Origin of the sequence: Pedobacter nyackensis (assembly GCF_900176505.1) — a bacterium.
Lineage (GTDB): Bacteria > Bacteroidota > Bacteroidia > Sphingobacteriales > Sphingobacteriaceae > Pedobacter > Pedobacter nyackensis.
In genome coordinates, this window is record NZ_FWYB01000009.1 from 241932 (window position 1) to 253691 (window position 11760).

8 protein-coding genes are annotated in these 11760 nt (G+C 41.1%); 5 read left to right on the forward strand and 3 right to left on the reverse strand.

The genetic code is table 11. The features are described from left to right. Positions 1-45 precede the first annotated feature (45 nt). Positions 46-1917 carry an alkaline phosphatase gene (locus B9A18_RS16820; RefSeq protein WP_235005354.1) on the forward strand — a complete coding sequence of 624 codons (1872 nt, stop codon included), beginning with the start codon at positions 46-48 and terminating at the stop codon, positions 1915-1917. Here the strand turns inward: B9A18_RS16820 and B9A18_RS16825 are convergent. The 3 genes from B9A18_RS16825 to B9A18_RS16835 form a co-directional block, all read right to left on the reverse strand. Further along, positions 1914-2204, reverse strand: a complete 291-nt coding sequence (locus tag B9A18_RS16825; RefSeq protein ID WP_084290663.1) for a chaperone modulator CbpM — start codon at positions 2202-2204, stop codon at positions 1914-1916. The genes B9A18_RS16820 and B9A18_RS16825 overlap by 4 nt on opposite strands. A gap of 11 nt (positions 2205-2215) precedes the next feature. After that, on the reverse strand, positions 2216-3145 hold the full coding sequence (locus B9A18_RS16830; protein ID WP_084290665.1) for a DnaJ C-terminal domain-containing protein: 930 nt from the start codon (positions 3143-3145) through the stop codon (positions 2216-2218). An 85-nt stretch (positions 3146-3230) separates the two neighbouring features. Next, complete coding sequence (locus tag B9A18_RS16835) at positions 3231-4499, reverse strand: ROK family protein (RefSeq protein ID WP_084290667.1); 1269 nt, start codon at positions 4497-4499, stop codon at positions 3231-3233. 186 nt (positions 4500-4685) lie between these two features. Between B9A18_RS16835 and B9A18_RS16840 the strand changes: the two genes are divergently transcribed. The 4 genes from B9A18_RS16840 to B9A18_RS16855 all read left to right on the forward strand — a co-directional run. After that, on the forward strand, positions 4686-5975 hold the full coding sequence (locus B9A18_RS16840) for a Gfo/Idh/MocA family oxidoreductase (protein WP_084290668.1): 1290 nt from the start codon (positions 4686-4688) through the stop codon (positions 5973-5975). 50 nt (positions 5976-6025) lie between these two features. Then, the gene (locus B9A18_RS16845; RefSeq protein WP_084290670.1) at positions 6026-9454 is read left to right on the forward strand and encodes a 3-keto-alpha-glucoside-1,2-lyase-like domain-containing protein; all 3429 of its coding nucleotides are present in this window, start codon (positions 6026-6028) and stop codon (positions 9452-9454) included. 36 nt (positions 9455-9490) lie between these two features. Then, complete coding sequence (locus B9A18_RS16850) at positions 9491-10948, forward strand: Gfo/Idh/MocA family protein (protein WP_084290672.1); 1458 nt, start codon at positions 9491-9493, stop codon at positions 10946-10948. Positions 10949-10966: 18 nt separating this feature from the next. Then, positions 10967-11760 (forward strand): Gfo/Idh/MocA family protein (locus B9A18_RS16855; RefSeq protein WP_084290674.1); only part of this gene is annotated, 794 nt, incomplete at its 3' end.

Here is an 11760-nt window from a genome sequence, read left to right on the forward strand (position 1 = left end):
CCATGCTTACTGAAAAGTAAGTGTGGTTTTTTAAATAATAAATGAATGAAGAAATATTTTTTTTGCGCAATGATTGGCGCTTTACTAATGTCTTTGCAAACGAATGCGCAAAATACGGTAGCATACAATCGTGGGCATAGCCATAATGATTACCATCAGAATATACCATTACTCAGTGCTTACTATGCAGGGATGGGCTCCATTGAGGTTGATGTATTTTTAAGAAACGGACAATTATACGCCGCACATGATACTACGGAAATCAGCGCTGATGCAACACTCAGAAAGCTTTATCTGGAACCGCTGTCTAAATTTTATGTTAAAAATGGAAACAGACCTTACGAAGACCCCTCCCTAAAGCTTCAATTGGTGATCGACATTAAAGCAGATTATCGTCGCGTGCTTCCGCAGTTGATTAAGGATTTAGAAGTATATAAGGATGTTTTTAACAGCACAAAAAATCCGGCTGCTATATGCATTGTAATAAGTGGCAACTGTCCGAAGCCGGTGGATTTTAAAGATTATCCTGATTATATTTCATTTGATGGACGGCCAAATGTGGCTTATACTGAAGATCAGTTAAAGCGTATTGGAATGATCAGTGACGAACTTAAAAGTTACACGAAATGGAACGGAAAGGGCGTGCCCACTCCAACAGATGTGATAAAGTTAAAAGGGCTGGTAGATAAAGCCCATCAAATGAATAAACCATTCCGTTTTTGGGCTACACAAGACAGTCCTAATACATGGATCGTTTTAGAAAAATTAGGTACCGATTGGATCAATACTGATAGTCCTGAGAAACTGCGGGATTTTTACCTTCATAAGGATAAGTTAACTTATACCAATCCGGTTGCTTATCCGGTTTATACGCCACAATACAAGGTGGATGGATTAAAAAAGCCAGTTAAGAATGTAATTTTGTTGATTGGTGATGGGATGGGACTGGCCCAGATTCATGCAGGGTTTATCGCTAATCATGGTGATATGAATATTAACCGGATTAAAAACACAGGTTTTTCTCAGACAGGTGCATCAAATTCAGGAAATACAGATTCGGCAGCTGGTGGTTCTGCCATTGCAATCGGTGAAAAAACAAATAACCGATACATTGGAATGGGACCCGATGACAGGAAAAGAACTAATCTGGTAGATACCCTGGCTAACTACGGACTGAAAAGCGGTGTCATAAGTGTTGGCGATATTACCGACGCTACACCTGCTGCATTTTATGCGCATCAAGTGGATCGATCTATGACTGAGGAGATTGCAAGGGATCTGTTGGATAGCAAACTAGAGATCTTAGTTGGTTCCAATCAAACCAGCTTTATAAAGAATAAAAACACACAGCTCATGAATAACTTAGCTGATAAGGGCTTTAATTTAAGTACTTCATTTGCTGAATTTTCTAACCAAACCAAAGGCAGGCAACTGGTATTGTTGCAAGATGAAGCTACCCGGCCAGTAAAAGATGGTAGGGGTGAGGTATTGAAAGAATCCTTGTTACAAACTATAAAAATGCTTAAGAAAAATAAAGCAGGCTTTTTTATCATGGCTGAAGCTGCACAAATCGATTATGGTGGCCATGCCAACGATTTGCCTTATGTAGTAACTGAGATGCATGATTTTGACAAAACGATTGAAGCAGCACTCAGGTTTGCAGATCAGGACGGGGAAACCCTGGTAATTGTGACCGCAGATCATGAAACTGGTGGTTTAACCCTATTGGATGCTGATCAGCAGTACGGAACAATCACTGGCGAATTCAGTACAAATGATCATACCAATATTATGGTTCCTGTATTTGCTTACGGTCCGGGCTCAGATGAATTTAGGGGCACTTACCAGAACAATGAAATTTTTCATAAAATATTAAAGGTCCTAAAACTCAATAGCAGGAAAAATTGCTTTAATTAAGGTTGATGAAGGTGCAGCTGCTTTTTTAGTAGCTGTATTTCTTCTTGCATTTCCCTTACTTTTTGAAGTAAATGCCTGATGGCGTCAATACCCTCAATGTTAATTTCCAAATCATAGTAAAAGTGGATGTACTTATCTATTTCACTAAGTTGTGAGGCGTACATGAATTTTTCTTCACCAACGTTGGTTAAGATGATAATACCTGATTCTTCAAGAGCACTGATAAAAGAAGGCTCGATATTGTATTGGATACAGTATTGGGTTATTGCAATTAATTCTCTTTCCATAGTCCATGGTTTTAAGTAAGATTTTGTAATTCCTCAAATAACTCTTTTTGTTTTTCAGTAAGTTCAGTTGGTATTTTTACAATGAAGGTAACAAACAGATTGCCAAAATCACCTTCTTTTTTATATACTGGGAAGCCTTTATTTTTTAGTCTGACCTTGATGCCATTTTGTGTGCCTGGGGCAACTTTTAGCTTTACTTTACCATCAAGGGTGTCGACCATCGTTTCACCACCCAGCACAGCCGTGTAGAGGTCAATTTCCTTACTGACATAAATATCGTCGTTTAATCTTTTAAAAATAGGGTGTGGGTGGATGCCAATGGTAATAAACAGATCGCCATTCGGACCACCATTTCTACCAGGTGCACCCTGGCCGGCTAATTTAATTACCTGTCCATCCGCAATACCGCCCGGTATAGTAATTCGTAAGTTCTTGCCATTTACAGTGATGGTTTGCTTATGTGTTTTATAGGCATCAAGCAGATTCAGCTTTAGTTCAGCCTGGAAGTCCTGGCCTTTATACTTTGTCTGACCGCGACTTTGTCTACCGCCCGCACTGCCAAACATAGATTCAAAAAAATCAGAGAAATCGCCACCACCATAGCCGCCAAAATCTCCGGTACTATAGCCACCACCTCCAGCGCCTCCGAAAGGATTGCCTGAACCACGGTAGGATTGCTGTCCCTGAGAACGTCTTTGCTGCTCAAACTGATCGGCATTTTTCCAGTTCTCCCCGTATTCATCATATTTCTTGCGTTTTTCAGGATCGCTTAAAGCTTCATTAGCTTCATTGATTTGCTGAAAAAGCTTATTGGCTTCCTTATCATTGGGATTCAGATCCGGGTGGTATTTTCTAGCCAGTTTTCTGTAGGCCTTTTTGATATCGTCCTGGGAAGCTGTTTTATTAAGTCCCAAAGTTTTATAGTAATCTATAAATGCCATGTATGTTGTCTTTTGCTATTGTAATTTAATAACACATAAAATCATAAAATGATTGCTTATGCAAATAATAAGCTAATTATCATTACTATATGTGAATTCTTGACTTTGACTTTCCGGTTTTCTTAATGCAGGCGTCCAGAAAATGATCGATGCCTGTTGTGGCATAGCCCAAAAGCCTCGAATTTTCACCAAGCTCGGAAGAGACAATTGTTGTCCGCTCTCTGATCTGGGTCATGCAATAGGTGTTGATGGCCTGTTGCATGGGCAGCGTGATGTATTGTTTCGCTTCGGCAATTTTCCCGCTTAAAATGATCAGTTCCGGGTTGAAGAGCTGGATCAGCATAGCGATTCCTTTTCCCATATAGGTGCCGATATTGGAGAGTAGCTGAATGGCATATTGATCGCCTTTATTTGCTGCTTCGATGATCACAGCCGGTTCAATTCTTTGCAGTTCCTCTTTGCTGAGTTTGTTCAGCATAGAATTTTTGCCTGAGAGAATACCTTCTTTTGCCATTTCTGATAAAGCATTGCCAGAAGTGATGGTTTCCAGGCAACCGTGTTTGCCGCAATAACACAAGGCGCCGTTCTCTACAAAGGGGATGTGGCCGAGTTCTCCCGAAAAACCACAGGCGCCTTTTCTTAATTTACCATCCATGATAATTCCCAGTCCGACACCCAGGTCCATCAACAGGATCAGGACGTTTTGCTTACCTTTTGCCATCCCGTGTGTAAATTCTGCCATGGATGATCCGTTTACATCATTTTGGATCACAACAGGGAGCTTCAGCATTTTTTCAAATTCAGCTGTTAAGGAAGTGTCTTCTGTATCGCTAAGAAAATAACTGTAGCTTTTGCCTTTTTCAGAATCAATCAGGCCGGGCATGCCTACGCTGCAGCCAATTAACTGGTCGACGTTGATGCCATGATTTTTTAGAATGTCGTGGATATGGGTGCTTAAAATATGGAAGAAATCCGATCCTGTGCTTTTTGAGATCGGCAACGCAATGGTTTGGGCTTCGACAATGTAATTATAATTGTTGTCTACTATCGCTATTTTGGTGTGGAACAATGCGATATCAATGCAGATGATCAGAATTTTCTTATCCTTTAAGCGATACAAATCAGGTTTTCTACCCCCAATAGATACGCCATACCCTTTCTTTTCGATCCAGTCTTCGTCAATTAAATTGGTGATCAGTTTTAAAATACTAGGTGTACTCATGTTCATGGTATGACATAAAGTAGAAACTGAACATGGACCTGAATTAAAAAGATGTTTAACAAGCTGGTATTTATGGGTCAGCTGTTTATCATGCGTTGGTTTTGTTATGTTATTTAATAGACGAAGATCCATCGGTTTAATTGCTCTGTTTTGTTAAATATATGGAACTTATATTAAAAAATCATGAAAGTATTTTTAATACCCAAATAATTAAAGGATGTTTTGTGTTTTTGACAATTTCTCACTAATATTAACCATGCAATGATCCGATGTAATTGATGTTGGGGATTGCATGAAGATGAAACAACACAAGCTCATATGAAACCGGAAGAACCACAACAACCACAACAACCAAGCTCAAGAAGAGATTTTATTAAGAAAACTGCGGTAGGATTGGCCGCTTTTACCATCGTTCCCCGATATGTATTGGGAGGACAAGGATTTATTGCACCAAGCGATAAGCTAACCAAAGCTGTTATCGGTGTTGGTGGAATGGGTAGAAACCATTTCCCATACGATGGAACTCAGGTAGTTGCCATTTGCGATGTAGATAAGCGACATATCGCAAAATCACTGCCGATGTTGGATAAAGGTGTAAAAACCTTTAGCGACTACAGGGAGTTGATTAAACTTCCCGAAGTTGATATTGTACACATCGCCACACCTCCGCACTGGCATGGTATCATGGCCGTTGACGCTGCTAATGCCGGTAAAGACATCTGGTGTGAAAAACCAATGACCCATACCATAGGTGAAGGTAAAAGGGTAATGGAAGCTGTAAAGCAAAATGGCAGAATCTTCAGGTTAAATACCTGGTTCCGCTTTAAAGATAATTTTTATGGTTTAGGCACTACTGTGAAACCAGTTAAGAAATTGGTTGATAGTGGTTTGTTAGGCTGGCCTTTAAAGGTAACAGTAAGCAGACACACGGGCTACGACTGGAAGTTTTTCTGGGTAGGTAAAGATAATTTGCCACCTGAACCGGTTCCTGCTGAATTGGATTATGATGCATGGTTAGGCCCTGCACCTTATAAACCATATAGCGCGCATCGTGTACACCAGACTTTCCGTGGATACTGGGATTATGATGGTGGTGGTTTAAGTGATATGGGGCAGCACTATCTGGATCCAATTCAATACTTTTTAGGTAAAGATGATACCAACCCGATATCGGTTGAAATAGATGCTCCTCAGCAACATACTGATGCTGTAGGTATTTGGAGAAGAATAACTTATACCTATGCTGACGGTTGTCAGATTATTTTAGATGGCGAGGCTAAAGATGCCAATGTGCCTTATATTGAAGGTCCAAAAGGAAAACTATATCCTGGTTTTAAATCAGATATCCCTGATCTGGAGCGTAAACTGGCAGCATTCCCAGATCCTGCACCACAAATGACCGATTTTTCTGAAGCTGTTAGAACAAGACAACAGTTTGCTTTGAATGAGCAAAACGGCCACCGTTCATGTAACATCATCAACATCGGACTGGCTGCTTTACGTTTAGGCAGGAATCTGAAATTTGATCCGGTTAAACAGGAGTTTGTGGATGATGAAGGAGCTAACAGGTTAATTAACCCCGTAATGCGTGCACCGTTTATCATCTAATCGTTTCATTCTTTTAAAATAATTTTAACAAACATCTCATTCATACTATAATGATAAAAAAGATATTCTTTATCCTGCTTGCTGTTGTATTGTTACAAGGCAATGTTTTTGCTCAGGCACAGGATAAATCCGACGAGCGTACGACCACCACGCGTATAGCAGATTTGCTAGCTCAATTACCTGCAAGGGATGCTAAGCAATTAAAGGGAAATATGCAGGAAATCGCCCAATTGGGTGAGGATGGTTATGTCACGCTGATCAGTGGATTAACGGCACCCGGAAAAGGTAACAATGCATTGCTTGAATATGCTATTGGCGGTTTTTCTGCTTATGTAACTCAACCTGGCCAGGAAAACTGGAGAAAAATGAGTGTAAACGCCTATGTTAAAGCCTTAGCTAAGTTGTCTGATAAACAAAACAAATCGTTTATCATCAGTCAGCTGGAATTGGTAGGTAAAGACGACGCCATAGCAAGTTTACAGCCTTATTTAGCAGATGCGCAGCTTGCAGATCCTGCAGCAAGAGCATTGGTTAAAATCAATTCGCCAGCGGCAAAAGCTGCTTTGTTAAACGGTTTAGCTAAAGCTAACGGTGCGGCTAAACTTTCTATTGTTGAAGCATTAGGTGATAGTCGTGATAAAGCGGCCGCAAAAGCTATTGCTCCTTTAACTACAGGTGAAAGTAATCTGGCTAAAATGTCACTATACGCATTGGCCTATATTGCTGATCCTTCTTCAGAACCAGTTTTAGCTGCCGCTGCAGAAAAGGCTGGATATAAATACGATAACACCAATGCTGTTGCTGCTTATGTATGGTATGCAGAGCAGTTAATGAAGAACGGTGAAAAGGTTGAAGCCAACAAAATAGCTAAGAAAATTCTTGAGCAAGTAAAAGCAGATGATCAGGTGCATATCCGCACTGCTGCGTTGAAATTGGTTTCTGATTTTAGCAAAGCACAAAGTGATGAATATCTATTCGCTGCAATGAGCGATAAACAATTTCAATACCGTGCTGCGGCATTGAAATTAGCCTTGCCTAATCTTACGCCTGTAACGGCTGATCAATGGACTAAAAAGATTGCAAAAGCTGATCCTGCTACTCAGGTAGCGATCATCGACATGCTTGGCGATAGTAAAATCAAATCTGTGCTTCCTGCCATTACTGCTTTATTTAAAAGCAATGATCTAGCTGTTAGATCGGCAGCAATTGCAGCGGCAGGTAAAATTGGCCAGGAGCAAGTACTTGGTAATTTACTTAAAACTATGGGCAGGGGTGATGGAGCTACAATTACTGCGGTTTCTGATGCGATTTCCAGAATGAGTGGAGATGGGATCACAGCTAAAGTTGCAGCCTTCATTCCTAAAGCAAAACCGGAAGTTCAGGTTGCTTTAATCAATGTGTTGGCTTCAAGAGCTGCAAATGCACAATTGAGCACCATTTACGGCCAGCTTAAAAGTAAAAACCCTGAGGTTAAACAGGCCGCTTTTACAGCGCTTAAACAAACTGTTACCAGCGAAAATCTACCTCAGTTATTCAAATTGCTGAATGAGACTCCCGGTCAGACTGAATTAGTGAAAGTTCAGGATGCAATTATTGCTGCGATGAAAGGTGTAAAAAACAATGATCAGCAGGTAGATATGGTGTTACAGCAAATGGCTGCTACATCAGCAGATAAAAAACCACTTTTTTATAAAATGCTGGCAAGTTTAGGTGGAGATAAATCGTTAAAAGCGGTTTCTGAAGCTTTCAATACGGGTGACGAGTCGACTAAAACAGCCGCTATTGCTGCTTTGTCATCATGGGCAGATATTGGTGCTGCTGATGAATTGATCAAAATTGCACGTCAGCCTGCTAATGCGGCTTATGTTAATAAGGCGGTTGATGGATACCTTCGTTTGGTAAGGGCTGCTAAATACCAGCCTGAACAACGACTATTATTATTGCGTGAAGCAATGGCAGTAGCTAAAGCGCCTGCGCAACAACAACAAATCTTAAAAGATATAGAGCAGGGGAAATGCCTGAATGCTTTATTATTTGCAGGCAGATACCTTGATAATCCAGCTTTGCAACAAGCAGCAGCCAATGCGGTTATGAACATTACTCTGGCTGATAAATCATACAATGGTGCTTTGGTAAAAGATTTATTGAACAAAACCATTAGCGTAATTAAAGGTGCTGATAGTGAATATCAAATAGAAGCAATGCGTAAGTATCTTGCTGAAATGCCAAAGGGTGAAGGTTTTGTGCCTATGTTTAATGGTACTGATCTGACTGGTTGGAAAGGCCTGGTTGGTGATCCGTTAAAGAGGGCTAAAATGGATGCCGCTACTTTGGCTACTGCTCAGGCAAAAGCAGATGCTGAAGCACTTGATAGCTGGAAACCAATAAATGGCGAGCTGCAATTCATGAGTCATGGAAATAACCTGGCTACTGTGAAAAAGTATGGCGATTTTGAAATGTTGGTGGATTGGAAAATCATTGATGATAAGAAAGGTGAAGGTGATGCTGGTATCTATCTTCGTGGTACGCCACAAGTACAAATCTGGGACAATGCACGCGTAAAAGTAGGTGCGCAAGTAGGCTCAGGTGGTTTGTATAACAATAAAACAAACGAAAGTAAACCGCTAAAAGTTGCCGATAATAAATTAGATGAGTGGAATACTTTCCGTATTTTAATGAAGGGCGACCGTGTTACTGTTTATCTGAATGGTGAACTGGTAACTGACAATGTGATTCTGGAGAATTTCTGGGACAGAAATCTGCCAATTTTTGCAGAGGAGCAAATAGAGTTGCAGGCACACGGATCACCGGTTGCCTACCGCGATCTTTACATCAGAGAGATTCCTCGTGCAAAACCTTTTGAATTGAGTGCAAAAGAAAAGAAAGAAGGTTATAAGGTATTGTTTGACGGTACCAATATGCACAGCTGGACTGGCAATACTACCGATTATACCATCGAAGATGGCAACATCGCTATCCGTCCGAAACCAGGAAAAGGTTCAGGTGGTAACTTGTTTACTAAAGAAGAATTCAGTGATTTCATTTATCGCTTTGAGTTTAAATTAACTCCGGGTGCTAACAATGGTCTGGGTATCAGAGCTCCTTTAACAGGTGATGCTGCTTACCAGGGTATGGAATTACAGATTTTAGATAATGATGCCCCAATTTATAAAGACCTTCATGTTTACCAATATCATGGTTCTGTTTATGGTACAATCCCTGCAAAAAGAGGATTCCTTAAACCTGTTGGTGAGTGGAACTACGAAGAAGTAATTGTAAAAGGCCCTAAGATTAAAGTGATCCTGAACGGAACAGTAATTTTGGATGCAGACCTTACTGAAGCCAGGAAAAACGGTGCTGCAGATGGTAAAAGCCATCCTGGATTGTTACGCGAGAGCGGACATATCGGGTTCCTTGGACATGGTTCACCAGTAGAATTCAGAAACATTAGAATCAAAGATCTGAGCAAAAAGAAATAGTAAAAATATTATTTATCGTATACACAGGAATTAGAAATGACTGAGGAGAAAAAGGATTTAGGTACGGGTAGTTCAAGAAGAAACTTTATTAAAACCACTGCACTTGCAGCTGCAGGATTTATGATTGTACCACGCCATGTATTGGGTGGCCGCGGTTTTTTAGCCCCAAGTGATCGTTTGATGGTTGCAGCCGTAGGTGCAGGTGGAAAAGGACAAAGTAATATTGCTAATATTTATAAAGGTGGTAAATCTGAAATCGCATTTTTATGTGATGTGGATGATAGAAGAGCTGCTGCATCGGTAAAAGCTTTTCCAAAAGCAAAATACTACAGAGATTATCGTGAAATGCTCGATAAGGATGGCAAGAACTTAGATGCTGTAGTGGTGTCTACGCCCGACCATAACCACGCAATGATTGCTATGGCTGCGATGCAGTTAGGTAAACATGTGTATGTTGAAAAACCTTTGAGTCACGATATTTACGAAGCGCGCAAGCTTACTGAAGCTGCTAACCGTTATCAGGTAGTTACCCAAATGGGTAACCAGGGTTCATCGGGAGATGGCGTAAGGCAATTGCAGGATTGGATTGATGCGGGTGTAATCGGGAAGGTGGAAAATGTGTATTGCTGGACTGACCGTCCATCCTGGCCACAGGGTGTTTTATGGCCGTCTACCAACGGCGAAATCCCTAAAGAACTGGATTGGGACTTATGGTTAGGTAGTGCGCCTTATAAGCCTTTTATAGATAAGCTGGTTCCATTTAACTGGAGAGGCTGGTGGGATTACGGTACTGGTGCAATTGGAGATATGGGCTGTCACCTTGTTGAACCACCCTTCAGGGTATTGGGTCTGGATACACCTATCGATGTGCAGTGCAGCGTGGGTAGTATTTATGTAGATGAATTTAAGCGGGGATATTTCCCTGATAGTTGTCCGCCTTCAAGTCATGTAATCATGACTTTTGAGAAAACTAAAAAGACCAAAGGTAATTTACAGATCCACTGGATGGATGGCGGTATTAAGCCTGCTCGTCCGGAAGAATTGTTGCCTAATGAGCCTTTTGGTGCTAACGGTGTACTTTTTGAAGGCACAAAAGGTAAAATGATGTGCGATGTATATGGCGCTAACCCTCGTTTATTGCCTTTAACTAAAAATGCGGAGGACCGTACCAAAAAACGTACTGAGCGCGTTCCTGGGGGGGTAGACGGACATTACTGGCAATGGGCGGAAGCTGCTATTGCAGGTTATGGAAAAATGAAGCTGAGTTCTCCGTTTGAAATTGCAGGCCCACTTACCGAAACTTTGTTGATTGCTAATCTGGCTATCAGAGGTACAGATGTACAGAAACCGAAGGAGAATGGCAAAGGCTTTAGCTATCCTGGCAGAGATATTAAATTGCTATGGGATAAGCAAAACCTAAGGGTGACTAACTTTGATGATGTAAACCAGTTTGTGAAGCGTGAATACCGTCAAGGGTGGAGTTTAGGTGTATAATCGTTAATCAGAAAAAACATGTCATTAATAACAAAAAATCTTCGGGTATTGGTTGTGGGCTGCGGTAATATGGGAGCCTCTCATGCCGCTGCTTACCATAACCTTGATGGATTTGAAATATGTGGTATCGTATCTACCGGTAACAGTAAAGTGGTGTTAAACGAAAAGCTGGGCGGTGGTTATCCCTTGTTCAGTGATTATGAAGAAGCTTTGGCACAAACGAAGCCTGATGCAGTGTGTATTTCTACTTATCCGGATACGCATGAACCTTTTGCTGTTAAGGCGATGGAAAGCGGCGCACACGTATTTATAGAGAAGCCATTAGCAGATTCTGTTGAGGGGGCACAGCGTGTTGCTGATGCCGCTAAAAAATATGGTAAGAAATTACTGGTGGGTTATATTTTACGCTATCACCCGTCATGGGAACGCTTCATTGAACTTTCATCAGAAATGGGAAAGCCATTGGTAATGCGGATGAATTTGAATCAGCAAAGTCAGGGTGCCAAATGGACGGTACACCGTAACCTGATGAAAAGTTTGAGCCCAATAGTAGATTGTGGGGTACATTATATAGATGTGATGTGTCAGATGACCCGCTCTAAGCCTTTACAGGTAAGTGCTATTGGAGCAAGATTAAGTAATGATATTCCGGAAGGTAATTACAATTACGGGCAATTACAGATTCGATTTGAAGATGGTTCTGTGGGCTGGTATGAAGCCGGCTGGGGCCCAATGATGAGTGAAACGGCTTTCTTTGTGAAAGATGTGATCGGACCGAAAGGTTCTGTGTCGATTGTAGCGAAAGAGGCCGG